The organism is Acinetobacter sp. OYA S30 (assembly GCF_033599315.1).
Classification (GTDB): domain Bacteria; phylum Pseudomonadota; class Gammaproteobacteria; order Pseudomonadales; family Moraxellaceae; genus Acinetobacter; species Acinetobacter baumannii.
In genome coordinates this window covers 86,043-112,974 of sequence record NZ_JAWVAV010000010.1, presented here as the reverse complement: position 1 = coordinate 112,974, position 26,932 = coordinate 86,043, and the positions used below count along the sequence as shown (strand labels likewise).

The 26,932-nt window shown below is 38.2% G+C and carries 23 protein-coding genes; 6 read left to right on the top strand and 17 right to left on the bottom strand.

All coding sequences use genetic code 11. From position 1 onward, the window contains the following. Positions 1–1,146: DUF1615 family protein (locus R5R67_RS07570; protein ID WP_318754798.1), on the bottom strand; the 1,146-nt coding region annotated here is incomplete at its 3' end. Between the two features lie 83 nt (positions 1,147–1,229). Here R5R67_RS07570 and dusB point away from each other — a divergent pair. Continuing rightward, a complete protein-coding gene (gene dusB / locus R5R67_RS07565; protein WP_000275423.1) occupies positions 1,230–2,255 on the top strand; it encodes a tRNA dihydrouridine synthase DusB in 1,026 nt (341 codons plus the stop codon). 43 nt (positions 2,256–2,298) lie between these two features. Here the strand turns inward: dusB and R5R67_RS07560 are convergent, their stop codons facing one another. Next, positions 2,299–3,345: an NAD(P)H-dependent flavin oxidoreductase gene (locus tag R5R67_RS07560; RefSeq protein ID WP_000055190.1), complete on the bottom strand. Its 1,047-nt coding sequence runs from the start codon at positions 3,343–3,345 to the stop codon at positions 2,299–2,301. 110 nt (positions 3,346–3,455) lie between these two features. Next, positions 3,456–4,157 (bottom strand): VIT family protein, encoded by a 702-nt coding sequence (locus tag R5R67_RS07555; protein ID WP_000885360.1) that lies wholly within the window; start codon positions 4,155–4,157, stop codon positions 3,456–3,458. Positions 4,158–4,409: 252 nt separating this feature from the next. Here R5R67_RS07555 and R5R67_RS07550 point away from each other — a divergent pair, with 252 nt between their 5' ends. Together R5R67_RS07550 and wecB are read left to right on the top strand one after the other, a co-directional pair. Beyond that, complete coding sequence (locus R5R67_RS07550; protein WP_000789663.1) at positions 4,410–5,630, top strand: tetratricopeptide repeat protein; 1,221 nt, start codon at positions 4,410–4,412, stop codon at positions 5,628–5,630. A 2-nt stretch (positions 5,631–5,632) separates the two neighbouring features. Then, positions 5,633–6,769, top strand: coding sequence for a non-hydrolyzing UDP-N-acetylglucosamine 2-epimerase (gene wecB, locus R5R67_RS07545; RefSeq protein ID WP_000718062.1), 1,137 nt, complete (start codon positions 5,633–5,635; stop codon positions 6,767–6,769). Positions 6,770–6,776: 7 nt separating this feature from the next. Here wecB and R5R67_RS07540 read toward each other — a convergent pair whose 3' ends face one another. From R5R67_RS07540 to R5R67_RS07500, 9 genes are all read right to left on the bottom strand, one after another. Next, entirely contained in the window at positions 6,777–7,682 is a 906-nt protein-coding gene (locus R5R67_RS07540) for a hypothetical protein (protein WP_000744216.1), read from the bottom strand. Continuing rightward, complete coding sequence (locus R5R67_RS07535) at positions 7,660–9,504, bottom strand: hypothetical protein (protein ID WP_000750598.1); 1,845 nt, start codon at positions 9,502–9,504, stop codon at positions 7,660–7,662. Before R5R67_RS07535 ends, R5R67_RS07540 begins: the two co-directional genes overlap by 23 nt. Beyond that, on the bottom strand, positions 9,505–10,755 hold the full coding sequence (locus tag R5R67_RS07530; protein ID WP_000035261.1) for a glycosyltransferase family 2 protein: 1,251 nt from the start codon (positions 10,753–10,755) through the stop codon (positions 9,505–9,507). Then, positions 10,742–11,638, bottom strand: coding sequence for a hypothetical protein (locus R5R67_RS07525; protein WP_000067479.1), 897 nt, complete (start codon positions 11,636–11,638; stop codon positions 10,742–10,744). Before R5R67_RS07525 ends, R5R67_RS07530 begins: the two co-directional genes overlap by 14 nt. Further along, complete coding sequence (locus tag R5R67_RS07520; protein WP_001186263.1) at positions 11,638–12,378, bottom strand: hypothetical protein; 741 nt, start codon at positions 12,376–12,378, stop codon at positions 11,638–11,640. Before R5R67_RS07520 ends, R5R67_RS07525 begins: the two co-directional genes overlap by 1 nt. A 194-nt stretch (positions 12,379–12,572) precedes the next feature. After that, a complete protein-coding gene (locus R5R67_RS07515) occupies positions 12,573–14,015 on the bottom strand; it encodes a cryptochrome/photolyase family protein (RefSeq protein WP_000063722.1) in 1,443 nt (480 codons plus the stop codon). Positions 14,016–14,118: 103 nt separating this feature from the next. After that, on the bottom strand, positions 14,119–14,601 hold the full coding sequence (locus R5R67_RS07510; RefSeq protein WP_000123995.1) for an FKBP-type peptidyl-prolyl cis-trans isomerase: 483 nt from the start codon (positions 14,599–14,601) through the stop codon (positions 14,119–14,121). A 135-nt stretch (positions 14,602–14,736) separates the two neighbouring features. After that, entirely contained in the window at positions 14,737–16,023 is a 1,287-nt protein-coding gene (locus R5R67_RS07505) for an NAD(P)/FAD-dependent oxidoreductase (protein ID WP_000193154.1), read from the bottom strand. 99 nt (positions 16,024–16,122) lie between these two features. After that, complete coding sequence (locus R5R67_RS07500) at positions 16,123–17,442, bottom strand: D-alanyl-D-alanine carboxypeptidase PBP6B (RefSeq protein ID WP_000667907.1); 1,320 nt, start codon at positions 17,440–17,442, stop codon at positions 16,123–16,125. A 172-nt stretch (positions 17,443–17,614) separates the two neighbouring features. Here R5R67_RS07500 and R5R67_RS07495 point away from each other — a divergent pair, with 172 nt between their 5' ends. Together R5R67_RS07495 and R5R67_RS07490 are read left to right on the top strand one after the other, a co-directional pair. Beyond that, complete coding sequence (locus tag R5R67_RS07495; RefSeq protein WP_000903516.1) at positions 17,615–19,318, top strand: M61 family metallopeptidase; 1,704 nt, start codon at positions 17,615–17,617, stop codon at positions 19,316–19,318. A gap of 400 nt (positions 19,319–19,718) precedes the next feature. Continuing rightward, the gene (locus tag R5R67_RS07490) at positions 19,719–21,956 is read left to right on the top strand and encodes an NADP-dependent isocitrate dehydrogenase (protein ID WP_000896679.1); all 2,238 of its coding nucleotides are present in this window, start codon (positions 19,719–19,721) and stop codon (positions 21,954–21,956) included. Between the two features lie 117 nt (positions 21,957–22,073). Here R5R67_RS07490 and R5R67_RS07485 read toward each other — a convergent pair whose 3' ends face one another. Next, a complete protein-coding gene (locus R5R67_RS07485) occupies positions 22,074–22,862 on the bottom strand; it encodes an rRNA large subunit pseudouridine synthase E (RefSeq protein ID WP_000706554.1) in 789 nt (262 codons plus the stop codon). 200 nt (positions 22,863–23,062) lie between these two features. Here R5R67_RS07485 and icd point away from each other — a divergent pair, with 200 nt between their 5' ends. Beyond that, positions 23,063–24,319: an NADP-dependent isocitrate dehydrogenase gene (gene icd, locus R5R67_RS07480; protein ID WP_000542119.1), complete on the top strand. Its 1,257-nt coding sequence runs from the start codon at positions 23,063–23,065 to the stop codon at positions 24,317–24,319. Positions 24,320–24,419: 100 nt separating this feature from the next. Here icd and R5R67_RS07475 read toward each other — a convergent pair whose 3' ends face one another. From R5R67_RS07475 to R5R67_RS07460, 4 genes are all read right to left on the bottom strand, one after another. After that, positions 24,420–24,911 (bottom strand): hypothetical protein, encoded by a 492-nt coding sequence (locus R5R67_RS07475; RefSeq protein WP_001218087.1) that lies wholly within the window; start codon positions 24,909–24,911, stop codon positions 24,420–24,422. Next, on the bottom strand, positions 24,912–25,322 hold the full coding sequence (locus tag R5R67_RS07470) for a hypothetical protein (protein WP_000069674.1): 411 nt from the start codon (positions 25,320–25,322) through the stop codon (positions 24,912–24,914). 226 nt (positions 25,323–25,548) lie between these two features. Further along, complete coding sequence (locus tag R5R67_RS07465) at positions 25,549–25,674, bottom strand: hypothetical protein (RefSeq protein ID WP_000854363.1); 126 nt, start codon at positions 25,672–25,674, stop codon at positions 25,549–25,551. Continuing rightward, positions 25,671–26,849 carry a YbfB/YjiJ family MFS transporter gene (locus tag R5R67_RS07460; protein WP_002040136.1) on the bottom strand — a complete coding sequence of 393 codons (1,179 nt, stop codon included), beginning with the start codon at positions 26,847–26,849 and terminating at the stop codon, positions 25,671–25,673. Before R5R67_RS07460 ends, R5R67_RS07465 begins: the two co-directional genes overlap by 4 nt. Positions 26,850–26,932: the final 83 nt, after the last annotated feature.

Genomic DNA, 26,932 nt, shown 5'->3' with positions numbered 1-26,932 from the left:
ATACCAGTTAGTATTATAGTCACGACTTAGTTTAGGCCCAGAAATCACCACTTGCGGCATAATTGCATAGAGCGGCTCTTTGCCAGTTTTTGATTTATAAAGTTTAGTCAGCGCAATATAAGTTTGAGTACTCTCAAACTTTTTCTCTTTTTCTAATTTTAGATCATCACGAATCTGTCTTGGTGTAACTAAAACATTATTACTAGCAAATACAGTAATTAGTTCTTTTTCTGACTCGCTTTGAGTTGCGCGTGGATCACCATCTTTTGTGTAAAGGAGTAGATCGCCATCAAGACTTATATCCTTGTCGGTGAGTTCTTTTAGCATTTTTTGAAAAGCTGCATTACGACTAGAGTACATACCAGAGTTGTAATCTGCAAAACGATAAATGGCTTTATCATAATCTGCCGGATAAACCATTAAACGGTGAATTCCATAATAAAGGCCACCATACTCGGTATATAAGTCATCACGTAGGGCAGCAGTATTCATACTCGAGCGTTTGTTTGCTTTGGCATAGTTAATATGAACTTGCATTGAACCCAGTGTAGTGATCGGATTCATTTTTTCGCCAATATCTTGTCCAACTAATTTAGCTGCGCCAGTTAAAGCACTTACATGATAGTGTTTGGCCATAAAGTCGAAAATTTCTCGGTAAAGTAAATCAAGGTCTTTCTCGGTTTTAACTTTACGCATCTGACTCATATAGTTATTGTCAGGAGAGGGTTGGGTTCTTAGTACTTCTTCAAAGTAACCTGCAATTGTTCCACCAATGGTTTTACCAAGCTTATCTTCAAATTTTTCATTTAAACGTGTACTGACTTCCTCAACTGCTTTTTGTCCTAATCCTGGCACTTGAGGATTGGCAACAAAATTGGATTCTTGATCAACGACCGCCACAATACTACAGACATTTTGTTTGGTTTTAGGAATGTCTAAGTCTTTCATAATGTCATCAATATCTTTAGCCCATGACTCACGGTCATGCACACGAGATGGGATGAGACGTTTGATTTGCTGGCTTTCTAATTCAGGCTCATCATTATTTGACCACCAGGCTTTATCTCCACAAGCAGCTAAACTCATGCATACGGCAACCATACCGAATGATTTAAATAAAAAACGGGAAGACAACGGTTTGTTCATGGAGAGGAGGACACCTGCATAAAAAGATGAGCTGATCAAGCGGATGAAGTATACTATGCCGATCATCAATTGTATGAATATATATGTATATTGGTCCCTATCAACTGTCAAATAATTTAATTGTTGCCCCTATGGCCGGTGTAACTGACCGTCCATTTAGAACGCTGTGCAAGTATTTCGGTGCGGGTCATGCAGTCAGTGAAATGATGACTGCTGACAAGACTTTACGTATGACTAAAAAAAGTCTTTATCGTGCTAATTTTGATGGAGAGTTAGCTCCAATTTCTGCACAGATTGCTGGTTCCGATCCGGAACAGTTGGCTGAAGCGGCTCGTTACCAAGTCGCAAATGGCGCGCAAATTGTTGATATCAATATGGGATGTCCTGCAAAGAAAGTATGTAATAAATTAGCGGGTTCAGCATTATTACAAGATGAAGATTTGGTAGCTCGAATATTAGATGCAGTCGTTGCAGCAGTTGATGTTCCGGTAACTTTAAAAACCCGTTTGGGATTTTTAAATGGCCAAGAGAATATTCTACGGGTGGCTAAGCGTGCCGAAGAGGCTGGCATCGCTGCATTAGCACTACACGGCCGTACACGTGAAGATATGTATTTAAATACCGCCCGTTATGAGTTGATTAAGCATGTTAAAGAATTAATCCATATTCCTGTGATTGCTAATGGTGATATTGATAGTCCTGAGAAAGCAAAATATGTACTGGACTATACTGGGGCAGATGCAATTATGATTGGGCGGGCTGCACAAGGTCGACCGTGGATTTTTCGTGAAATTGCCCATTACTTAAAAACTGGTGAACACCTTGCTGCTCCGAATATTGAAGAAGTTAAAGAAGTGCTTTTAGGGCATTTGTCTGAGTTATATCAGTTTTATGGTGAATACTCTGGTTGTCGTATTGCCCGTAAGCATATTGCTTGGTACACCAAAGGTTTACGCTCAAGTAATGAGTTTCGACAAAATATGTATAAAGTTGAAACGACTGCTGAACAAGCTTTAGTTGTTGAGAGTTATTTTAATCAATTGCTCGCTGAAGGTAATTTGATGAGCGATGTTCAGGTTGAACAGGTTAATTTATTAGATACTCACTAAAATAAAGCAACCAGTATAGAGACTGGTTGCTTGGAATTTTTATCTATTCACTGTCTAGCATTTCAACTACCAGTTGATTAACCAGATCAGGTGCTTCAAGTTCACGTATTTGTGCAACGTTACTTCCTGCCCAAAAAGCACCAAAACCGTAATCTTGGTGTTTGCTTGCAAGAGCATTTAGTTGCTTTGCTAAATCATAGGTATAAGGATATTCAGGTTGTACAGGGCGAGTAGGTGAATCAATTTTTGTATGCCAATGGTTGAGTATCCCTCGAGCAGGGCGCCCAGAAAGACTGGCACTAATCTGTGTTACAGGTTTACTAAATAGGGCTTTGCGATATTCGGCAGAAGCATTTGAAGTTTGGCATTGAACAAATGCTGTCCCTAATTGGACTGCGGCTGCACCTAAGCCCAACATATGTTTGGCTTGTAAGCCAGTCATTATGCCACCTGCGGCTACAACTGGAAGTGTACAGTGCTGCACAATCAGTTGAACCAAGTCACTAGTTTTAATTGCCCCATCAAAAGTTTGGTTGAAAATACCCCTATGTCCGCCTGCCTCAATCCCTTGGGCAATAATAATATCGATGCCCGCTGCCTCAATAACTTGAGCTTCGATCAAATTAGTTGCCGAAACCATAGTCAAAATACCAGCCTCTTTTAAAGCTTTAATTTGATGCGGATGCGGAATACCAAAGTGAAAACTTACGGCTTTTGGCTTAGTTTCTAAAACAACATTTAAAAAATCATCATTGTCTAAAAAACTTGGATAGATACAGTGTAATTCTTGGGGCGGTTGAGCACCGAATTTTTCAAAATGAGGACGTAGGTAATCAAGCCATTGTTTTGCTTTTTCTACATTAAGCTCAGTCGATTGATGACAGAAAAAATTAACTTGAAATGGGTTTTCCGTGAGCGCTTGAGTTTTTAAAATTTGTTCACGTGCACTTTGCGGTGTGTTTGCTCCTAAGCCTAATGATCCAAGGCCTCCTTGATTTGAAACCTCGGCTGCTAATTCAGGAGTAGAGACGCCCGCCATTGGAGCCAGAAAAATTGGATGTTTGATTGCAAGTTGTTGTAATAGGCTCATTTTATTCACCTCAATTCTTTCTCTTCACCATAACGTGAAAATAGAATGAAGAGCAAATAATATTGGCTATTTAATTTTTAAATATTAAGAGTCTTATTTAAAAAACTCTCTTATAAAGGAGTGACATTAAATAAGGAACCAATCCAGCTTGAAAAAGCCATCGCTAAAATACCCCATAAGGTAATACGTAAACTACCTTTGATTTTAGAAGTGCCTGCAAAATAACTCGAAAGGGCACCTAAAATTGCTAATGCCGCGATACCTGTAATAAGGACACTTGGCATAATTAAATGCTCTGGGCTAAACAAAATGGCAAGCATGGGGAAAAATGCCCCAAATGAAAATGAAGCTGCTGAGGAGAGTGCTGCTTGAATTGGGTTTGCCGCCGTATTTTCATGAATACCGATTTCATCTCGGGCATGTGCACCCAAAGCATCATGAGTTGTAAGCTGAATAGCTACCTCCTTTGCTAGCTCTTTTGAAAGTCCCCTAGAAATATAGATTTGAGTTAATTCATCCAATTCTTTTTGAGGGTATTTTTTTAATTCTTTTGCCTCAATAGCTAAATCTGATTTTTCAATATCTTCTTGAGATTTAACAGAAATATATTCTCCGGCAGCCATTGAGGTTGCGCCTGAAATGAGCCCGGCAACACAAGTGATAAATAGAGTATGTGAGCTTGCCCCACTTGCAGCCATCCCCATAATTAAGCTAGTCACTGAAATAATGCCATCATTAGCGCCTAATACTGAGGCTCTTAGCCAACCTGAGCGCTGAATGGCATGATGCTCTGTATGATGTGGAAAAGCCATGTGTTTTTCCTTATTAATGTTTTATAAATGCTATGAAATTTTACAATTTATTGGTCAAAAAATATGTCATTATTATAGGAAATTTAGGGATAAGACAGAATAGATCAATAATAAAAATGGAGATTAAACAATTATTTTAAAACATCCTTAACCTAACTTAACGATGTAACTTATTATTTTTAATTATAATATTTATTGATCATTCCAAAGACTTGCCCTCCCTAATAAGTCTAATTTACTGTAGAGGTGAAAATGAAAAATATCAAAACAATAAACTCTATAACACATTCAATATTACTGATGGGAGCAGTGATCTCTTCTTTGGGAATGATCGGTATAAGCTCAGTTTATGCACAAGAGCAAGTCGACCCTGCATATAAGCCCGGTAACCCTATTTATGATAAATGGGATAGATTTTATAAAATTGAACAGTCTCAACCGCAAGAAGCAGAAAAAATATTAGTTGAGCTTAGTAAACTGACACCAACCGATATTAAAGTCTGGAAAAGTCTTACTTATTTACAGATTCGGCTTGAAAAAAGGAAAGAAGCTTTACAAAGCTTAAGGCAAGCAAGAAATTTAGCTCCTCAAGATGACACCTTAAAATTACAAGAAGCTTATTTGCTGAATCAGCAGAAAAAAGATCGTGAAGCATTGGTTTTATTTAAAGAGTTAAGTTCCTCTTCAGACCCTGAAATTGCTGCTAAAGCAACTCAGGCAGTTAAAAATTTAAGTGGGGGAGAAGTTAAACCATATTTTAGAGATATTTATTTTGCACCGTCTTATGAGTCACGTTATGACGATGTTATTTTTCCTTTAAAAATGAGGTATGGCAAAAACATCGATAACGGGCGAGCCCAAGTATATGCCTTTCTTAATTTAAACCGCGATACTCAATCACAAGGTGGGGTCCGACCTGAAATTATTGATGAAAATGCAGCCACTTTAGGGTTAGGGGCAAATTATCAACCGTGGACTTCCATTCCTGTGCGAGCCTATGTCGAAGTTGGTGGAAGTTATGACTTGATTGATAGAAATAGAAAGCGATTTCGTGAGAGTGTTGTGGGCGGTGTAACGGGTTATCAAGAATGGTATTCACAATCAAACTGCGATCATTCACTTTGTTTAGATAATTATTTTACTGACTTATACGGCAATGTCGCGACTTATTCGAGAGAGGACTATAACGTTATTGGGGACTTACGCTTACGCACAGGTTTAAATCTCTATAAGGGTGAGAGTGGGACTGTGCAGGCTTATGTGAAATTGCATGGCTTAGCGGATAGCGAAGATGAATATTACAATAATTTATTTGAATATGGTCCAGGCATTTCATGGCAGCCTTTTAATTATCAACCGATAAAACTACGGGTTGAACGTCTATATGGCAATTATTTTAAAGACGTACCGGTTAATACAAAAGATCATTACAACAATACTCGTGTAGAACTTGTTTTTTATAAGGATTTCTAATAATGAAGAAAATTTTTATTTCAATTGTATTTGGTACTCGTCCAGAGCTCATAAAGTTGGCTCCGGTAATTTTATTAGCAAAACAAGACTCACGATTTCAGGTAGAAGTTATTTTTACAGGACAACATAATGAATTAGTTCGAGATGCGATAGATTTCTTTGGGGTTGAAATTGATCATCGCCTTAAAATTATGAATGCTGGACAAAGCCTAAATCAGCTTTTAATTCATGGCTTAACGCAACTTGAAAATATCTACACAGATGGTCAAAAAAGAGATGCAATTGTTATTCAAGGTGATACTACAACCGTGTTAGCTGCTGGGCTAGTTGCATTTTCAATGAAGATTCCTGTTGCCCATGTCGAAGCGGGTTTACGTTCTTATGATTTAGATCATCCATTTCCTGAAGAAGGTAACCGCCAGTTAGTTTCTCGTATTACCAAATGGCATTTTGCCCCTACAGAACAATCAAAGCGTAACTTGTTAAATGAGCAGATTCCACCTTCATTGATTACAGTGACAGGGAATACGGTAGTCGATGCTGTGTATTTAGGAAGGAAACTCATAGCTGAAAAGACGGGTTTGAAAAATCAACTTGAGCCTTACGGAATTGAATTAAAACAAAATGATAAAGTTGTACTTATAACTGCTCACCGCCGTGAGAATTTTGGCGAAGGAATTCAGAATATTTGTAATGCTGTTGAGTATTTAGCAAAACAGCATCCTGATTTACATTTTATTTGGCCTGTACATTTAAATCCTGCTGTACATAATGTAGTGCACGATAAATTTAAAAGTCATGCTCAAATTCATCTTGTGAAGCCACTCGATTATCCAAGTTTATTGGCCGTTATCGACCGCTCCACCTTTATTTTAACGGACTCTGGTGGTTTACAAGAAGAAAGCCCATCATTTAATAAGCCTGTCTTAATTTTAAGAGATACGACTGAACGCCCGGAAGTGGTAGAGGTGGGAGCAGGGGTATTGGTTGGAACAAATCAGCAGAAAATTATTGAAGAGGCTGAGAAACTTTTAACGGATTCGCAGCATTACCAAAAAATGGCTCATGTTGAAAATCCGTTTGGTGATGGACGTGCTGCCCAGCGAATATTAGATGAAATTGCCAGAACTTATAACTAGAGATCATTTATTTTGAGTTTTTGGGTTCGTTTATGGTGGCGGGTGTGCTGCCATAAACGAGTCGATACCATAGACCGACAATATAAACGGACCATCGGCCCATATAGTGGGGGCCATCAAAAATATAAATTTTTTTCCCTTCATACGCCTTAATTTGAGAGATAATTTCCCAAGGATAGGCTGCACGGAATTGACCATTTTTCTTGGTCCGAAATGCTTCTAAAACAATAACCGTTTTATCTTTTCCAAGTGTCTGTTCAAGTTGATCTAAAATACGTCTAGCTTGTTCGGGAGTTCTTACTCCGACACCTACACCATCTTGGAAAAAAACGCCTGCTTGTTGAGGAAGCCAGCTTTTAACCCATAAATCGTAGTTTTCAGGTTCACTTTCACCACTATAAACACTAACCCAAATAGGAGAGGGTAATTTTTCCAAAACATGTCCTAAGGTACTTACTCTTAGCCATGTTGGGTCGGCTTCTACTGGAAAATAATAGCCTTTTAAAGATGCATCATTTTGTTCTTGAATAATTTGTGCAGATTTTTCTCCCAAAGCAACGACATTAGCACGCGCTTCGTGTTCATTATATTCACCTGCTAACCCCAATATAAGATTTTTAGCCCAAGGTTGCTGTTTAATTTTTTGTAAATCAATGGCTTTTTCCCATTGAGGAAGATTGGAGTTTTTCCACCAAGATTTAGATTCAACGACTGACCATTGGGGAACAAAAGTATTTATTCCTAAGTAATGCCAGTTTCCTTTAGGAGGAGTAGTATCATTGTCAGGTTGCCAGAAAATACCCTCAATAATGGGAGGTTGCCCATGATTTTTGAACAACCCCGCATAACCCACCACACTACATATAATTAAAATAATAAAAGCAGTTATTTTAATTGGTATCTGTTTTTTCATTATTACGTCGTAACCAATACCACAAGAAGATCACTATTATCATAATTGCAGAGATAATCACAACTAATAAAAAGAATGATGATTGCTGAACTAATGGCGCTTTTTGATTACCCACAATTAATTTTTGAAGAACATAAATATTGCCGTTTTCAGAAACCAGCATTTTGGTCACATTATTTGGGATTTTATGCTGTATTTTTCCCCATAAATGCATAAAGGTTTGTGCACCGTTTTCAGAGTCTGTAATTACATCGAAGCGGTTATTGTTATAACTTACGATAAAGCCATTCGCTGCTGCGGGTGCATAAATAATATTTTGATGCATTAAGACTTGTTGCTGATAAATCTCTTTGTTCACTCTCACATTCACTGCTTGTGGGGAAGTCGGAGAGAAGCGTACTAGGTTCACTGGCATTGGTGCCTGTGTCAGCAGCATGTTTTTAGCGACTTGTCCTAAAATAATGGCAATATTTAATGCCCCTGATTGGTCATCAATTGCAATCGTTGGCTTGGTGGCTAAGGTCATTGAAAGAGCAGCAACACCATTTTTAAGTTTATGGGGAAGTTTTACCGTTGATTTGGCGGTATCAACCCAAAGTGAGCCGTGAGCATTGGGTAAACATTGAGAATTGGCAATAACCGAGTTTTCAAGTTTCAAGCTAAAGTTGGTTGTATTTGAAATTTCCTTGGCAAAGATGTTGAACTGTCGGTTTACAGGGTCGGATGCGAGATCCGCCGTTTTCATACTTCCTGCAAGTCCTCCATCAATCCATGCTGTAATATTTGAACCTTGTAATAGTCCACTTTGAATACGAAGTGCGATTTGCCCTTGCAGAATATCAGTAGGTTGCCATACTGCCGGAAAATCAAGAAATAAATTCTTTTCGGCATGATTTAGTCGAAAATCCTGAATACCTAGATCTGCAAGCGTATCAATTTTTTTAAATTGCGCCCAAGCTGGTGCTGAGATTGTAGTTGGAAAAATAGCGCTACCCGTATCAAGCTGTTGCACATAAGTTGGATTAATTAGCCCGTTAATGGCAGCGGTAAGCTCTTGTGGAGTGTGATAAGTAATAGATAGCGTCGGTACACCTTCAGCCGGTTTAGCAATTTGTACTAAGGCTCCTCCTTTGAGTGGGCTTGCCGAACGAATCACTTCAATAATAAAGTTCGTTTCAGGATTTAGATTGGTTTGGCCTGAATCAACCCATTCAATTGGCGTTACGGAGCTCCACGAACTTACTAATCGGCCCAACATAGAGGCTTCGGTAATTTCTTTACGGTTATATTTTAAGATCCCGACAAAAGGTGTAGGTCTTCTAGCCTGAGGGTTAAATAAAGCGTCCGGTAGATCTTTTAAACGGTACTCATTTCGAACAGGCGTAAAGTCGAGTTGGGAATTACTCAAATAAGTTAAGTGATCAATATCTTCTGTACAGAATGTTTCTTTTGTTTGGTTAAGCGTCGTTGGTTTTGCATATTGTTGAATAATAAAATCTAAACGGTGAAAACCGCTCTGGCTGGCAGGAATATTAAATTTGAATTGGCCATCACCATTAAGCGTAGTGTTATAAATGAGCTTATCGTCATATTTGACGAGTACTGTTGTGTCATTTTCAGTTGAGTAGTCACTCGAAAACTGAATGTTTTGCCATTCAGCACCTTTTCCAATATAGAAAAAGTGAGGCTCGACTGTATATTTAGTCGAGGTACTAATATCGTCGAGTTTCCATGTATAAGCATGAGTAGACATGGCAAGCAAAAAACTGGTGCTGGCAAGGAGCACTTGAGCTGTTTGGTAAAGATCAAAAGTCTTTTTCATTTATTTTTTCTCCTTGCTACGTTCCGTTTTGTACCATTGAAGGGAGTTGCCCTGTATTTTATTTTTTAGCATGTCGAATGCGGCTTTAAACACAATAAATAAGAAGATTTGTGAGTAACTTACGTAAGATAAGACCGAGTAAAAGTAGAGTTCTGGTTTAACTTTTTCTAAAGAAAGCGTAAACCACATTTGTGCTACATAGAGACAAAATGAGAGTCCCCACAGTAGTGTAAATGGACCAGGAACTGAAATACCTGCAATATCAAGTAAGCCAAGCGTTAAGGTAATATGACTCCAGAATAAAGCCGGTACAAAAAGGATATAGCACATAATGTTATTTAGAATTTCAATTCCGATTGGGAATGGGGTTCTGAGTGCTACAGGTAAATATTTGCGTGTTACATAAAAATTACCTTGAGTCCAGCGTGAGCGCTGTTTAACGAATACACTTAACGAAGGAGGGTCCTGTTGCCAACCGATTGCATAGGGAACCCATTTAATTCGTTTTTGTCCGATAAAAATTCGGAAACTCATTTCTGTATCATCGACTAGCGATTTTTCATCAAAACCGCCCAAAGTCTCTAGAGCATCGCGCCAGATGACATAATTTGTTCCCATTAATGTTGATAGTTCAAAACGTTGCCAGCGTCCACCTTGAAAGATCCATTGGAAAAAGATGAATTCAATCGCAATAAAACGAGTTAAAATACTATCTTGCCAGTTACGGGTTCTGACTTTGCCATTTACCGCGACTAGCTTTTTATCGGCTAACAAGGTTTGGGCAAGTAATCGGACGCAATCGGGTTCAGGGGTACTATCGGCGTCGTAAACAACAATTAACTCACCTTTGGCATGGGGAAGACCATTATTAAGCGTTCTTGATTTACCTTTACCACCCATACCTTTGGGTACATTGACAATTTTTATGCAAGGATAAATTTTTGCGAGGTTTTCTGCGATTTCGAGGGTGTTGTCTTTGGAGCCATCATTGATCAGTAAGACTTCATAAGACTCTGTCGGATAGTCCTGTTGAGCAATGGCATGCAAAGTGTCCTCAATCACAACGCCTTCATTATAAGCAGGGATCAAAACACTTAAGACTGGCCATCTTTCTGGTATTGGTAAGTTTTGCAGCTCTTTTTCAGCCGTTTTGGAATACTTCCACGCTTGATAGCTTAACCATGCCCAAAATGCTTGTGGAATCCAAATACCTAAAAAGCCAAATAAAAACAGGATATCAATTGGAGCCATTTTTACGGACCCTCCTAATAATAGAAGAGATGAGCAGCAATAATAAAATTGCCCCGACCACTAAGGAGATCCATGAAATATAGCTACCAAATGTACCGAGTAGATCTGGATACGTCGTTGTTAAAATCAGGTCAAGTGGAACAACAACAATACTTAAAACAATAAATATATAACCTATAAGATTCGTACTTACATGTTCAGGAGTACTCTCATAATCAATATTATTAAAGTTCCAAGAAATGCCGAGTTGAGGATATCGAATATTAGATAGGGGTAAATCGGCAGGGGGATTAATAATAATTTCATAACCTGAAACATGACCGTTAAAACCCTTGGCTGAGTAAAATAAATGTTGGCCTTGTCTGACTTCTCTTGAGGGTAATGGTAAATTTGCTGAATTTAGCTGGATAATATAACTACCTGCTGGTTGAGAAATTAAATTTTCATCCCATCCCGTACTCACAAAAGCAGCCATTGGGCGTAAACCAATAGCGGTCGAAAAAGTTGCTTTTGCGGCAAAATATTGAGGTTGTTCAGTTTTAAAAAGCACAATAGGAATAGCACCTTGGCTTACTGCTTCTTTTAACAAGAAATAGTGTGGAAAACCAAATACTTCGTCTGGCAAGATAATTCCGGGTCTAATTCCGTTATGGATAAACTTTTGGAAACTTTCAGAGCTGATCTGATCAATTGTAAAGACAGGCCACCACGTATCTTGGTAAGGGAAAAACATGGAAAGATCACTAGGACTTTGAACCTCGGCTTTTATTTGCTCAGCTTTAATTTCGCAATGATAATATTGTCGATAGAACTGTTGTAATGTGGCATCTGGATATTGGCTAGAGGCGATTACAATTCCACAAATATTGAGAAGATTAGACATTAGCTCATCTCCTCAGGTGGAATAGGAACAATTTTGTATTCCACCTCAAGACGCAAAGTCGTAATTTCTTTTAATTTTTTTAAGAATATAGGGTCTTCTTCTGTTTTCTGCTGGCGAATCATAATACTGTAAATATTTTCCAGATCATCATCTGCAAACTGGAAAACAATTTCGTTGGGTTCATGTTGGCTCAAAATTTTAATCATTTCATTTTGAGTTGTTTTCCAGACATCATCGCCTAACATTTCTTTAATCAGACTGCGATTAAGAATTCGAATTTCGAATACTTCATAATCTTGTACATTGTGGTGATCAAGTAATTTAAAAAAACTACGCTGAAAGTATTTTAAAGCACTTAGCGGGAAAATATCGCGGCGATAATTTCGGTCATAGCTTTGAATATCACGGTATTTCTGTACATTAATTTCAATATTGTGGCGTACAGCACTTAGAAAGAGCGGAATTAGGGGAATAATGAATAGTAAAAGTAACTGACGTTCAATATGTGTTTGTGCGCCTAAGTCGAGTAAAAAGTATACGGCAACTCCAATAAAAGCCACTAAACCTACAATTAAAGACAAACCGACTTCTAAAAAAGCACCTGAAATTAAAAGAAGAAGAATAAAAATCCAACTTCCTCTAAAACTCACAGGCAGCCACTCGTATGCAACCATTCCCATAAATAGATGAGCTGCGATAATCCATAAGACGAGTGTTCTACCGGGGTGTTTTTGTTGCATGTGGCCTATGCTACCTTTTTTGTAATGTTAATTTTTTTATACTTTTATAATGAAAGGTGTTGATTTGCGAAGTAGTTGTTGTTTCTGCCCTTTTTAGGTATCTATTATGTTTATTTGTAGATTAAAGCCACTGTATAGTCAAACCTTGTTATTAATTTTTCATCAAAAATAAACAGAGCAGACTCAATTGTTATCTAAATATTCTTGAAAGTTTCAATTGCTTTAAGGCGTGTTTCTTTTAAATCTACTATGGGTTTTGGATAATTTAAACCAAGATCGGTTTTGCTTGAGTAGGGTTCATGAATCGTTTTATTGTCCAAATGAGCCAATTCTTTCACCCATTGGCGAATATATTCTCCCTCCGGATCAAACTTCTTTGATTGAGCAATTGGGTTGAAAATCCGAAAATAAGGTACGGCATCTGTTCCTGTTGAGGCACACCATTGCCAACCACCATTATTTGCGGCGAGGTCACCATCAATTAAATGTTGCATAAACCATTGTTCACCAATGCGCCAATCAATCAAAAGATTTTTACATAAAAACATGGCCGTAATCATACGTACTCGATTATGCATCCAGCCTGTTTGTAAAAGTTGTTGCATCCCAGCATCAACAATAGGAATACCGGTTTGACCCATTTGCCATGCGGTTAAATGTTCTGGATTATGATTCCATTTAATCTTCTGAGTATCTTTCTTAAACGGGATGTGTTTAGAAACATGCGGAAAATCAAATAAAATATGTTGGTAGAACTCTCTCCAAAGAAGTTCGTCTAACCATGTTTGTTGGCCTTCATTGACTAAGTGAAAGTTGCCATGTTGATTGCGAAAGAGTGCTTGTAAACACTGTCGAATAGATAAAATACCAATATTTAAATAAGGTGAAAGCTTACTTGTAGCTTGTATATGAGGAAAATCGCGCTCGACTTTATAGTGACAAACCGATTCTTCAATAAATTGATCTAATTGTTCTAATGCGTATTGTTCGCCAACAGGCCATAAATCTTGCTGTTCTTTTGAGAGAGATGAGCAAAATAGTTTTTCAATTTCGTCTAAATCAATATTTTTCCCCTGTAAAAAATCTAGTGGTACTTCATTTTGTTTATTAGGGACCGGATAACATTGAGGTAAACCGCTTGTGTCGAGCTTTGTATAACAAGCTTTTTTGAATGCACTAAATACTTGATATGGTTGTTGTGATTGGTTACGGATTGAACGTAAAGGAAAAATAGTACGGTCATGGAATAAAAATAGTTCTTTGCCATGCCGATTTAAATAGTCTTGTACCGTTTTATCTCTTTTTAATTCATTTACGCCTATTTCGATATTGGCATACACGTTTTCAATATTATATTTCTTACTGAAATCAGAAATAAAGTTTGCGATCTCTTTCCAATCGGGAATGACTTGAATAACTAGTGGAATATGAAGTGCTGCTAACTCTTTCTGAAGCGTTCTGAGTTGTCGTAAATAAAAACTTATTTTTATTGGAGCATCGGCGTGTTGTTTCCATTGCTCTGGCGATAAGATGACTAAACCGAGTGAAGGTCCTTGCTGGCTGGCGTGCCATAAAGCTGCATGATCATGTATACGCAAATCTTGGCGAAACCAAATGAGCTGATAAGCATTTGACATGCAAGTCCCTAAAAATAAATTAACTCTATGAATATTATATAAATTAAAGACATAAAAAAAGCAAAGCCGAAGCTTTGCTTTTTATTATCTTCTAAAAGAAGACTTAGTGGTGATGACCACCCGCACCGTGTACGTGACCATGATCTAATTCTTCTTGAGAAGCTTCACGGATTTCTACGATTTCAACTTCAAAAGTTAAATCTTGACCAGCAAGTGGGAAGTTTGCATCAACGATAACGTTGTCGCCTTCAACAGCTTTAACAGTAACGATTTGAACGCCGTCATCTGTTTGAGCTTGGAATTGCATACCTGGTTGAATGTTATCAACGCCTTGGAACATTTGAGCAGGAACTTCTTGTACTAGGTCTGGGTTATATTCGCCATAACCTTCAGCAGCTGGTACGTTAACAGTGAATTTATCACCAACAGTCTTACCAGTTAATGCATTTTCTAAACCAGGAATGATGTTGCCTGCGCCATGCAAATAGGCAAGTGGTTCACCTTGAGATTGATCAAGTGTTTCACCCTCAGCGTTTGTTAATTTATAGTGGAATGAAACCACGTGGTTATTTGCAATTGCAGTCATGTTTTTGATCCATTCAATCAATTAAAGCGTACATCATAAAGTGAAAAATAAATTTTGTAGACTACAAAATCTCAATCTTTAACACTTTTTCTAATGCGTTTTTATCTAAATAGGGATGAACTTAAAAAATTCAACTCAATACAGCTTAATTTTTGGTCGTACTCGTCTTGTAAGTAAATCTTTCATTGTGAGTAGTCCAGCTTGAGTGTATCCGTGAATTGTTGCTTGATGTAAACGGTATAAAGATACATACATCGTTTTAGCAATATATCCTTGGACACTGACATCCCCCAGTAATTCTCCAACCGCTTTATTACGACTTAAAGACACAAGTGAACCTTTGTCATTAAAAGTAAACATCGGTTGTGATCGGCCATTTAGCCTAGCAGCCATAGCATCGACTAAAAAGCTTGCTTGTTGACTAGCAACTTGAGCGCGTGGTCCGAGAGGCGGTTGTCTTGCATCAAGTTGGCAATGGGCACAATCACCAAATGCAAATACATTAGGATCGGAATAGGTCTGTAGCGTTGCATAGACCATTAAGCGGTTAATATTGTCACGTTCGAAATCGCTAAGACTTTCAAGTACTTTTGGTGCTTTTACCCCAGCTGCCCATACCGTAATATCACTGTTGAGTTGGTTACCATTACTAAAATAGATACAGTGTTCATCAATTTTTTCAACACGGTGTTTAGTTAAAATTCCAACACCCATTTTTTGAAGCTGTTTTGCGCTATGTTCAGCTGTTTTTTCACTTAGGGCAGGGAGGATACGTTCTGAGGCCTCAATGAGTGTAATTTTGACTTGATTCGGATGGATCTTTTTCAAACCATAGCGATAAAAGTTTTTGGTCGTTTCAATAAGTTCAGCCGCAAGTTCGACACCTGTTGCCCCCGCACCAATAATTCCAATATTTAATGTACGTTGATCGGGTTGATTTTGCGCTTCGATATATAAATGTAAAAGATCTTGCTGGAAAATATCCGCCTGTTTACGGCTATCGAGGAAATGGCAGTTTTCACGAACACCGGGTGTATTGAAATCATTTGATACTGAACCAAGCGCTAAAACCAGTGTATCGTAACTGAGTTGTTGAATATGGGTATTTTGTTCTTTAGAGACTTGAGGGGGAATTAAATCAATTATTTTCTTATCTTTATTTACTGCTGTTAATGTTCCCAACACAAATTCATAGTGGTGTTTCTCTGCATGGGCAAAATAATTGGTTTGCTCTTCGTGAGGATTTAAAGAACCCGCCGCAATTTCATGAAGTAATGGTTTCCAGATATGAGTTAAATTTTGGTCAACCAATGTAATTTTGGCTTTACCATTTTTCCCAAAAGTTTCACCAAGTTGCGTGGCGAGTTCTAAACCACCAGCGCCACCACCGACAATAACAATATGATGTAAGTTTTGGGTCATTTTTATCACCTAATTATTTTTCTATAAAAAAAAGATGGCTGAATTATGCCATCTTTTCTTTATAAAATTTATTGTGCATCTGTGCACAATTTGATGTTTTTAGTGCGAATCTATAGGGTAGAGTTTTGCTGCACTGTGCTCACTTGATGAAAAGATTGAGAATAGGCTTGAGAACCACATCATAATTCTTTGGAAAATATTTGCTTCTTCAATGTGTACATCATTTTCAATTTGAAGACTGCGAATGAGCTGGTTATTTTGATAAATTGAAACTGTTGCCAAATTCATTGCTTTCATTAACGGTGCTGTTAACTTTTGCTCATTTAACTGAATATTTACACGTGTTTGAGTTGTTTCAAGTGGCGCAATAACTTTAGGTTGTTGATTGCTATCAAGAACTTGAATACGCTGTGTAGCATAATCAAACGTATTTAAATCAATTGGTGTTGGCTCAGCATATAAAGAAGTCGTAACAATGGTTGGCTGCTTAGTTTCTACTTTAAACATTTTTAAAGTTGATTTAATAACAGGCAATTCAGCAATTAGTTTTTGCTCTGGAATAACCACTTCATCACGTGTATACGCATAAGCAAGGTTCATTAACTTATCAGCAATTTCAGCGCGTTTCACGGCACTTGGTGTACCTAAGACAATTACCAGTAAACGTCTTTGCGGTAAGTTCGGTGAAAATGAAGGACGCGAAGCTGTGAGAGCTAAGTTATAACCCGCTGCTTTGGTATAGCCAGTTTTTAAACCATCTACAGATGGATCGTATTTGAGCGCAAGGTTCGTCGCGTGGTGAAAACGTTGATTGTAGCTAAAGCTAGGCATTTTCGAATAATGTAAATATTCAGGGGTCTGGTGAATCACTGCCTGACTTAATAAGCTCAAATCATGAGCTGTCGTGTAATGATCCGGCATTGTAATACCAGCAGGGTTACTAAAGTGCGTGTCTTTCATACCCAGTGCTTGTGCTTCTTGATTCATACGCTGTACGAAATGAGGCACATCACCAGAAATTTTTTCAGCCAAAGTCACAGCTGCATCATTTGCAGACATAACAATTAAACCAGCCAAGAGCTGATCGACTGAAATTTGCTCGCCCGCTTTGAGGTACATTTGTGATTCATCCCACTGCACCACGCTTACGACTGGTGTTGCAGTAATGACTTCGTTCAGTTTTAACTTTCCAGCCTTAATCTCTTTTAATGCAATATAGGCCACCATCATTTTGGTTAAAGATGCTGGCGCACGTTGTACATGACTATTATGCTCAGCAATAATTTGACCAGATTGGGTATCTACAATTGTCCATGCAGCGGCTTCAACACTTTCAGGAGCAATATTAAGTAGAGCAGCATTGGTAAGAGTAGTACAGAAAATACTAAACAGCGTAAAAAGAGATAGGAAGAATTTCACTAGGTGACCTTGACGTTTACTGGCAAATACGGAACACAGATGCCCAGCATGCTATGCCTTTTTTTTGTAGAAGGCTAGTGTGAATTGTTGCCAAAAAATACATCTACGCAAGTCGATACAAAAAAGTGATAATCTAATGTGAAACCGTTCTTATTTTTAAATTGAAGAATTTATGTTGCATTATCAAATTGAGTTCGATGATTACAAACAACACCTTGTTCACGTGACAATTCGCTTTTTAGCGAATCCAAATCAGGAACTATGGTTGCCAACGTGGATTCCGGGCAGTTATCTCATTCGAGAGTTTTCTAAGCACATCGAGGCAGTAAAGGCCTATGATGAAGCTGGACGCATGCTCAATATTAAAAAGACTGAAAAAAATCGCTGGCGTTTATTTAACACCGATCACGAGTTAATTACTGTTGAATATGATGTTTATGCATATGATTTATCAGTACGTGGTGCTTATGTAGATCAAACGCGTTTATATATTAACCCTGCCTGTGTGTGTTTAGGCTTAGAAGGCCAAGAACAATCTGCATGTGAATTAGAAATCTTTTTGCCGGATGAATTAAAACACTTTCAATTAGCAACAGGATTAGCTTCAAAAAGTTTAGTAAAAGGACGTTTTACTTTAAAAGCTGATCATTATGATCAACTCATTGATAGTCCATTTGAATTAGCTGATCAAACGCGTTTTAGCTTCGAAACGCATGGAATTGAACATGAGTTTGTAATTTCAGGTACTCACGCTACGAATGTTGATCGTTTAAAAACGGATATTGAAAAAATTTGTGCAGCCGAAATTGATCTGTTTGGTTCGGCACCGTTTAAAAACTATACCTTCATGACCATGGCAACAGGGAATAGTTATGGTGGGCTAGAGCATTGCAATAGCACAAGTCTGATTACTCCACGAGATGATTTACCGAAATCGAATGAACCTACTGAACCTTCAAAAGATTATCAACGTTTCTTAGGTTTATGCAGTCATGAATATTTCCATTCTTGGTTAGTAAAGTTTATCCGTCCAGAAAATTTTGCGAACTACAACCTGCATCAAGAAGGCTATACCTCACTACTGTGGATTTTTGAAGGGTTTACTTCGTATTACGATGATTTAATTTTATTGCGCAGTGGCGTGATTTCCCAAAAGTCTTATTTAGATTTGTTGAAATCACAAATTGATCGCTATTTGCAAAACCCGGGACGTTTTGTTCAAACAGTAGCAGAATCAAGTTTTGATGCTTGGATTAAATTTTATCGTCAAGATGAAAATTCGAATAATGCAGGCACGAGCTATTATAACAAAGGTGCATTAGTTGCCTTATGTTTGGACTTAGGCTTACGTTTACGTGGTTCTAGCCTTGATGCCTTAATGCGTCGATTGTATGAAAATACGCAAAACGGTGTTCAGGTTAATGAGCGTACAATTTTTGATTTATGTGAAGAGCTAACAGGCGATAGTTGGGTAGAGCAAATCAATCATTTGATTAATACTACTGAAGAGTTACCACTCGATCAGTTATTCCCTGAGTTTGGTTTGAGCTATACGCTTAAAAATGATAAGACTTTAGCTTATGGTTTAAAGCTAGCTGATAAGCCTGAAGGTGTGTTAGTACAAAATGCTCACCGTGAGGGAGCTGGTGCTAAAGCGGGTATTTCTGCTAATGATGTCATTATTGCAATTGATGGACTAAAAGCGACCACAAAACTTATTGAGAAATATGCTAAACAAAAGGGTAATTACTCAGTCTTGGCTTTCCGCCGTGATGAGTTATTGTCGTTTGAAGTTACAAGCGACAGCATAAACTTAACTGAAGTTGAACTTATTATTGAAGATCAAAGCAAAGCTGACAAATGGTTAAAAGCCTAAATAACCGTTAATTAATTTATAAAAAACCGATGTTTCGTGCATCGGTTTTTGTTTTTTCCTAACTTCAAAACATAGAAAGAGTCTTTATCTTTGAGTTTGTTTTGAATGAAAAGTATAATAATTGTCAGAACTCTGAAAGATATCTCATGTAATTTAAGACTGTTCTATACCTAAAAAGTTGGTAAAAGCGCATTTATTACCATAAGTTAGGTATAAGATTATTATCGATAGATTTAAATTATGTATTATTTCGCTGCGAAATGTCGTTATCACTGGATATTTCGTTGACTGAAAGCCAATGAGAGCCGATACTCTCAGGGTTTTATTTAAGCATATCGGTTCGTAGGCACTGGGCCAAAAGCTCGGTCCTCAAAACTCAATTCAACGGAAGGGGCTATATATGGCTGGTGAAAAGTCAACCATCATTTACACACTGACTGACGAGGCGCCATTATTGGCGACTTATTCGCTACTGCCGATCATTGAGACCTTTACTAAGCCAGCTGGTATCGAGATTGTTAAAAGTGACATCTCTGTAGCTGCACGTGTGCTCGCAGAATTCGCTGACTACCTAAGTGAAGAGCAAAAGGTATCCGACAACCTTGCTGAGCTAGGTCGTCTTACACAAGATCCAGATACTAACATTATCAAACTCCCAAATATTAGTGCCTCTGTTGCGCAATTGACAGCATGTATTAAAGAACTTCAATCTAAAGGTTATGCAATTCCTGACTATCCGGAAAACCCAGCGACTGAAGAAGAAAAAACAATCAAAGCTCGTTATGGCAAATGCCTAGGTTCAGCAGTAAACCCTGTTCTTCGTGAAGGTAACTCTGACCGTCGTGCTCCTGCTGCCGTTAAAAATTACGCTAAGAAACACCCTCACTCAATGAGCGAGTGGAAACAATGGTCGCAAACTCACGTTTCACACATGGAAGAAGGTGACTTCTACCACGGTGAAAAGTCAATGACGCTTGACCGTCCACGCAATGTAAAAATGGAACTTATCACAAACAGTGGTAAGAGCATTGTTCTTAAGCCAAAAGTTGCGCTTCAAGAAGGCGAAATCATTGACTCAATGTTCATGAGCAAAAAAGCGCTTTGCGACTTCTATGAGAAACAACTTGATGACTGCCGTGAAGCAGGAATTTTATTCTCATTACACGTAAAAGCGACAATGATGAAAGTTTCACACCCGATCGTTTTCGGTCACTGTGTGAAAATCTACTATAAAGAAGCTTTCGAAAAACACGGTAAGTTGTTTGACGAATTAGGTATTAACGTAAATAACGGTATGGCTGGGTTATACGAGAAAATCGAAACTCTTCCAACCTCATTACGTGAAGAAATCATTGAAGATTTACATGCTTGCCAAGAACACCGTCCTGCACTTGCGATGGTTGACTCAGCAAAAGGCATCACTAACTTCCATTCACCTAACGACATCATCGTAGATGCTTCTATGCCTGCAATGATCCGTGCTGGTGGTAAAATGTGGGGTGCTGATGGTAAGCAATACGATGCTAAAGCAGTAATGCCAGAATCAACATTTGCCCGTATTTACCAAGAAATGATCAATTTCTGTAAATGGCATGGTAACTTTGATCCAAAAACAATGGGTACAGTACCAAACGTTGGTTTGATGGCTCAAAAAGCTGAAGAATACGGTTCTCACGACAAGACTTTTGAAATTCCTGAAGCAGGTATTGCAAATATTACTGATCTTGACACTGGTGAAGTGTTATTGACTCAAAATGTTGAAGAAGGCGATATCTGGCGTATGTGTCAGGTGAAAGACGCTCCGATTCGTGACTGGGTAAAACTTGCAGTAACTCGTGCACGTAACTCAGGCATGCCTGCGATCTTCTGGCTTGACCCATACCGTCCACACGAAAATGAATTGATCAAGAAAGTACAGAAGTACTTAAAAGATCACGATACGACTGGTCTTGATATCCAGATCATGTCTCAAGTACGTGCAATGCGTTACACACTTGAGCGTGTAGTTCGTGGCCTCGATACAATTTCTGTAACCGGTAACATCTTACGCGACTACTTAACTGACTTGTTCCCAATTATGGAACTTGGTACTTCTGCGAAAATGTTGTCTATCGTTCCGCTTATGGCGGGTGGTGGCATGTACGAAACTGGTGCGGGTGGTTCAGCACCTAAACACGTACAACAACTTGTTGAAGAAAACCACTTACGTTGGGATTCGCTTGGTGAGTTCCTTGCGCTTGCAGTTTCTTTAGAAGAAATGGGTATTAAAGAAAATAATGCTCGTGCGAAGTTACTTGCGAAGACACTTGATGAAGCGACTGGTAAATTGCTTGACAATGACAAGTCTCCATCACGTCGTACAGGCGAACTTGACAACCGTGGCAGCCACTTCTACTTGTCACTTTACTGGGCAGAAGCACTTGCTGCACAGAACGAAGATGCTGAGTTGAAAGCTAAATTTGCTCCACTTGCAAAAGCATTAGCTGAAAACGAACAGAAGATCGTTGCTGAGCTTGCTCAAGTACAAGGTAAACCAGCTGATATCGGTGGTTACTATGCAGTTGACCCAGCGAAAGTAAGCGCTGTAATGCGTCCAAGTGCTACATTCAATGCAGCGCTTTCAACTGTTCAGGCTTAATTACTAATTCATTAGTACATAGCTAAAAGCCGGTGCTTATGCACCGGCTTTTTATTTTTATAAAATAAAAGCCATTAAAAAAAGCCCACTAACGTGAGCTTTAAAACTTAAATATTTTTATCGGCTATTGCGGCTACGACCACGTGGTGCTTTGGTATTTGGACGCGTTGTACCGTTAGTCTTACGACGCGGTTTTTCACTTTCATCCATTTGCCAAATACGCTTTGTACCAGATTTTTTCGCAGAACCATCTTTGTTCTTGCGAACCATTGGCTTACCGCCAGTGCCACCCGGTTTTTTCACATATGAACGTGAACGATAAGGTTGTTCAGCTGGAACATCTTTAAAGTCAGGGTAGAGTAGAGGCTCAATTTCTTTGGTTTCGCCCGGTTGTAATCCCAATTGAACTAAGTCAATCGTACCAATTTTTGTACGAATGAGACGTAAAGTCGGAAAACCTACCGCAGAGGTCATGCGACGAACTTGGCGGTTACGACCTTCACAAATAGAGATTTCAATCCAAGATGTTGGAATGCTGGCACGGTAACGTACAGGAGGATCGCGGTCCCATAACCATTCAGGCTCACTTACCTTAATTGCTTTAGCTGGTAAAGTCATACCATCATTAAGCTCTACACCCTTACGAAGCTGCTCGAGTGCTTCTTCGGTTACATCGCCATCAACTTGAACTAAATACGTTTTGTATTTTTTATTCGCAGGGTTGGTAATGAACTGATTCAAACCACCATGATCAGTTAAGAAAACTAAACCCTCAGAGTCCATATCAAGACGGCCTGCTATGCGCAAAGTCGGGTCATCTACAAAGTCAGAGACCGTCATGTGTGCTTCGTCTTTACGAAACTGGGAGAGAACGTCATATGGTTTGTTGAGAATGACGATTTTCATAAAAAATGACTTCTTCTTTCAAATAAGCGGTAAAAACATTGAGCTATATTTAAGTGCGAAATTTGCTTATTTCCCACATAAATCTCAAAAAGGGTTAAATTCGATTAAGCTATTATGCGTTAATAAAAGTTGAAAGTATTGTTTATCGATAATTATTTTTGTTTGGTTAGTTAAATATTATAAAAGGGAGAATCTACATAATGGGTTATCAGAAGATCGTGGTTCCTGCCGACGGTGATAAAATTACAGTAAAAGCAGACCTGTCACTGAATGTACCAAATCATCCAATTATTCCTTTCATTGAGGGTGACGGTATTGGTGTAGATATTACACCGGCAATGAAAAAAGTTGTTGATGCGGCAATTTTAAAAGCCTATGGCGGCAAACGCTCTATTGAATGGATGGAAGTGTATTGCGGTGAAAAGGCCAATAAAATTTACGGTACTTATATGCCGGAAGAAACCTTTGAAGCGCTGCGTGAATTTGTAGTTTCAATTAAAGGCCCTTTAACTACACCAGTCGGTGGTGGTATTCGTTCACTCAACGTTGCACTACGTCAAGAACTGGATTTGTATGTATGTGTACGTCCTGTGCGTTGGTTCCAAGGCGTCCCTTCACCCGTTCAACATCCTGAGTTAACTGACATGGTGATTTTCCGTGAAAACTCGGAAGATATTTATGCAGGTATTGAATGGAAAGCAGATTCTGAAGAAGCTAAAAAAGTTATTAAATTCCTTCAAGAAGAAATGGGGGTCACAAAAATCCGTTTCCCTGAAGGATGTGGTATTGGTATTAAACCTGTTTCCAAAGAAGGAACACAGCGTTTAGTTCGTAAGGCTATTCAGTTTGCAATAGATAATGACAAACCTTCGGTGACTCTTGTTCATAAAGGCAATATTATGAAATATACCGAAGGTGCCTTTAAAGAATGGGGGTATGAGTTAGCACTAGATCGTTTCGGTGGTGAATTAATCGATGGCGGCCCATGGGTTAAAATTAAGAATCCTAAAAATGGTAAAGACATCATTATTAAAGACGTGATCGCAGATGCTTTCTTACAACAGATCTTGATGCGTCCTGCTGACTATTCTGTAATTGCAACCCTTAATTTAAATGGTGACTATATTTCCGATGCATTAGCAGCAGAAGTAGGGGGAATCGGGATTGCGCCAGGTGCGAATATTGGTGGAGCTATTGCAGTGTATGAAGCAACGCATGGCACTGCACCTAAATATGCTGGGCAAGATAAAGTCAACCCGGGTTCAATTATTCTCTCTGCTGAAATGATGCTCCGTGATATGGGGTGGACAGAAGCAGCGGACCTGATTATTAAAGGTATTTCAGGGGCGATTGCAGCTAAAACCGTAACTTACGATTTTGAGCGTTTAATGCCGGGAGCGACCTTGTTACGTTGCTCAGAATTTGGCGATGCCATAATTCAGCACATGGAAGATTAAACTTTCATAGAAAAGCCCTCAATTGAGGGCTTTTAAAGTCTTTAGATTTATAATTTTGAAAAATAATAAAAAATAAGAATATTAAACGTTAAAATTTTAGCTAAGAATTAGCCGTATAGGCCCACAATATACATGCTAATATCGTTAAACTCAGCAATATTAAGCCTTGCCCATGATGTGTTGCATACAGTGGTACATTTCCAATGGTATGCGTCATTTTGTAGTTTAGAATAGGCCGAATACAAAAGAAAAAAAGCGGTAATGATAAAATCACTGTATTACTAATTTTAATTGTATGGCGAAAATAGTAACTAAATAGTCCTATTAGGGCGGCATACAATAATGTTTTGAATAGCACCTCTCCACTGGTGTATATATCTATACCGAGATAAAAATTAAACTTCCATATCAGAAGACTAACTGTAGCAATTATTGCGATAATACCTACAACAACGGCATTTGCTGGGTTTGATACATTGAACATTTTTAGAGTTTTTAATTGATATAAATTAATTTGCTTAAAATATATATTATAAAAACATATAGTACAGTGACGATTTTTAACTTTATAAAACTCCCTAAAAATCCTCATTTAGACATTTTGAGACTCAAGCGAGTTTGAGGTTGTTTCTTTAAATACCCATAAGGCAAAACAAAATATGATCACGATGAGTAGCCCTAAACTTTGACCATGACCTGAGAGATAAAACGGAACATCTGGGATAGTTTGAATGGCCTTGTAGTCAAGAATTGGCTCTAGCCAAAAGTAGGCAAATGGAACGGCAATTAAAAATTGTGTTGTAAACTCAATATGATTGCGTGTTAAAAAGCCCAAAATAGCTGCTGTGACAATATAGATAACAATCCTTACCGAGACTTCGTATGATGTGGTCATATCCAGTGCAAAGATGGTCTGACATTTAAATGCCAGTAATAAAACACCGATAAAAGCGAACATCGCCAAGAGCTTTAAAAGCTCATCAATATAATTGTTATTGCTCATGTTTTGCTCAATTTTAAGTATTAAAAATTATAAATTTTGACTGAATATAGATCAGAAAATAGCTCTCTACATTGACATAATATGACATTTTTTGTCAGTTAAGCGTTTTTAATAAGCGTACTAAAATAGCTGTTATGCGGTTTGTTCTACTGATCTATTCATTAATTTTTATTTTGACAATATACGATTATTCAATGGAAAAGCCCCTTATATATAGGGGCTTTTTTTATTGCATAAATTCCGGATGCTTCTGGGGCTTAGAGATACCAATTTTCTTTTGATAACTCTGGTCTAGGGCTTGAATAATAAGAACGAAAGCAACTAGAAATAAAGGAAAGAGCAGAGTTTTCATGATTTGGTTTCTCCGAGAGTGGTGGGTATGGAAGAACGGGTGCGAACTAAAAGGATTAAAGCGAATAGCAAAACAATGCCACCCATTAAGAACAGGTGTGCATAAGACCAATGCAAGTGATGCAAGGTACTAATCACTACGCCACCTAATAACTGAGTGCTGGCAAACCCAATGGTGGCAAGGCTCCAGATTTTTTGATAACGCTGTTCATAAATCTGTAGCAGGCTATAAGAGCTAATAAATACGGTGGCAGGTGTGAGTAAACCTGTAAGAAAGGACGATAAAGTGAGCAAAGCAGTAGCATGTGAAAAAAAAGGTAGGGCAACTGCCAAGCAATAGACACCGTATAGACATTTAATTGCCTGCAAATATCCAATAAGGCGGCTTAAACAATACGCCACAAAGGCGCCAATACAACTTCCAACCCCATAAAGAACCCAAAATAAGTTTCGTTGTTGCAATGGAAAATGTAGGGTTCCCGATAAATAGTCCATCCAAAACAAAGAGTGAGGGATATATGCAAAAGCACTGCACATATAAGCAATAATAATGACCAGTCCTAAACGTGAATGTTTGAAGTTTTGAGGAGCGTGATTGGCCGTTTGAACGGACTCGGTAGGTGGGTGCCTTAATAACTGAAAAAGTACCAAACTGCCAATAATGGAAATGGCGGCAAAAATTTCCCAGACATATTGAACAGGCATATTTTTAAGTGCAGGAATAATGAGAGTGGCAGATAACACGCCTGCGCCAATACCACTAAACCCTAAAAAATTGACTTTGAGCCTTTGGCTAATTGCAATATTTTTCATGGCAAAGCTAGGTGCCAAAATCATGAGTAGGCCACCTGCGATACCTGAAATGGTGCGCCAGAGAACAAACCAAGCCAAAGGCATGTGTATAAAAGAACAGCAGAGTAGGCTTAAGCTACCTAAAACCGCCGAAGTTATAATCAAAGCGGGTATAGATTTTTCTTTAATGCTAAACAGTGCCAATAATGCGCCAACCAGATAGCCCAATAAATTTGCACTTCCTAAATAGCTTGCAAAATCATGAGTCCATCCATATTGCACAATCATAATAGGCATGAGTGCGGTATAGGAAAATCTAAAAATACCAATTCCTAGGCAAGTCGCTAAAAAGACAAGCAGGCTCATTCGATAGAATGTAGACATGAGAAATCTCTCAATTTTTTTATTATTAAAAGCGAGTTTATTTATCATTAGAAATGATTTAATATTATATTAATTATCTTGTT

Excerpts from the sequence above, each read along its gene's own strand:
- dusB (WP_000275423.1), top strand. The coding sequence starts at position 1,230 with ATGTATATTGGTCCCTATCAACTGTCAAATAATTTAATTGTTGCCCCT.
- R5R67_RS07560 (WP_000055190.1), bottom strand. The coding sequence starts at position 3,345 with ATGAGCCTATTACAACAACTTGCAATCAAACATCCAATTTTTCTGGCT.
- R5R67_RS07555 (WP_000885360.1), bottom strand. The coding sequence starts at position 4,157 with ATGGCTTTTCCACATCATACAGAGCATCATGCCATTCAGCGCTCAGGT.
- R5R67_RS07550 (WP_000789663.1), top strand. The coding sequence starts at position 4,410 with ATGAAAAATATCAAAACAATAAACTCTATAACACATTCAATATTACTG.
- wecB (WP_000718062.1), top strand. The coding sequence starts at position 5,633 with ATGAAGAAAATTTTTATTTCAATTGTATTTGGTACTCGTCCAGAGCTC.
- R5R67_RS07540 (WP_000744216.1), bottom strand. The coding sequence starts at position 7,682 with ATGAAAAAACAGATACCAATTAAAATAACTGCTTTTATTATTTTAATT.
- R5R67_RS07535 (WP_000750598.1), bottom strand. The coding sequence starts at position 9,504 with ATGAAAAAGACTTTTGATCTTTACCAAACAGCTCAAGTGCTCCTTGCC.
- R5R67_RS07530 (WP_000035261.1), bottom strand. The coding sequence starts at position 10,755 with ATGGCTCCAATTGATATCCTGTTTTTATTTGGCTTTTTAGGTATTTGG.
- R5R67_RS07525 (WP_000067479.1), bottom strand. The coding sequence starts at position 11,638 with ATGTCTAATCTTCTCAATATTTGTGGAATTGTAATCGCCTCTAGCCAA.
- R5R67_RS07520 (WP_001186263.1), bottom strand. The coding sequence starts at position 12,378 with ATGCAACAAAAACACCCCGGTAGAACACTCGTCTTATGGATTATCGCA.
- R5R67_RS07515 (WP_000063722.1), bottom strand. The coding sequence starts at position 14,015 with ATGTCAAATGCTTATCAGCTCATTTGGTTTCGCCAAGATTTGCGTATA.
- R5R67_RS07510 (WP_000123995.1), bottom strand. The coding sequence starts at position 14,601 with ATGACTGCAATTGCAAATAACCACGTGGTTTCATTCCACTATAAATTA.
- R5R67_RS07505 (WP_000193154.1), bottom strand. The coding sequence starts at position 16,023 with ATGACCCAAAACTTACATCATATTGTTATTGTCGGTGGTGGCGCTGGT.
- R5R67_RS07495 (WP_000903516.1), top strand. The coding sequence starts at position 17,615 with ATGTTGCATTATCAAATTGAGTTCGATGATTACAAACAACACCTTGTT.
- R5R67_RS07490 (WP_000896679.1), top strand. The coding sequence starts at position 19,719 with ATGGCTGGTGAAAAGTCAACCATCATTTACACACTGACTGACGAGGCG.
- R5R67_RS07485 (WP_000706554.1), bottom strand. The coding sequence starts at position 22,862 with ATGAAAATCGTCATTCTCAACAAACCATATGACGTTCTCTCCCAGTTT.
- icd (WP_000542119.1), top strand. The coding sequence starts at position 23,063 with ATGGGTTATCAGAAGATCGTGGTTCCTGCCGACGGTGATAAAATTACA.
- R5R67_RS07475 (WP_001218087.1), bottom strand. The coding sequence starts at position 24,911 with ATGAGGATTTTTAGGGAGTTTTATAAAGTTAAAAATCGTCACTGTACT.
- R5R67_RS07470 (WP_000069674.1), bottom strand. The coding sequence starts at position 25,322 with ATGAGCAATAACAATTATATTGATGAGCTTTTAAAGCTCTTGGCGATG.
- R5R67_RS07465 (WP_000854363.1), bottom strand. The coding sequence starts at position 25,674 with ATGAAAACTCTGCTCTTTCCTTTATTTCTAGTTGCTTTCGTTCTTATT.
- R5R67_RS07460 (WP_002040136.1), bottom strand. The coding sequence starts at position 26,849 with ATGTCTACATTCTATCGAATGAGCCTGCTTGTCTTTTTAGCGACTTGC.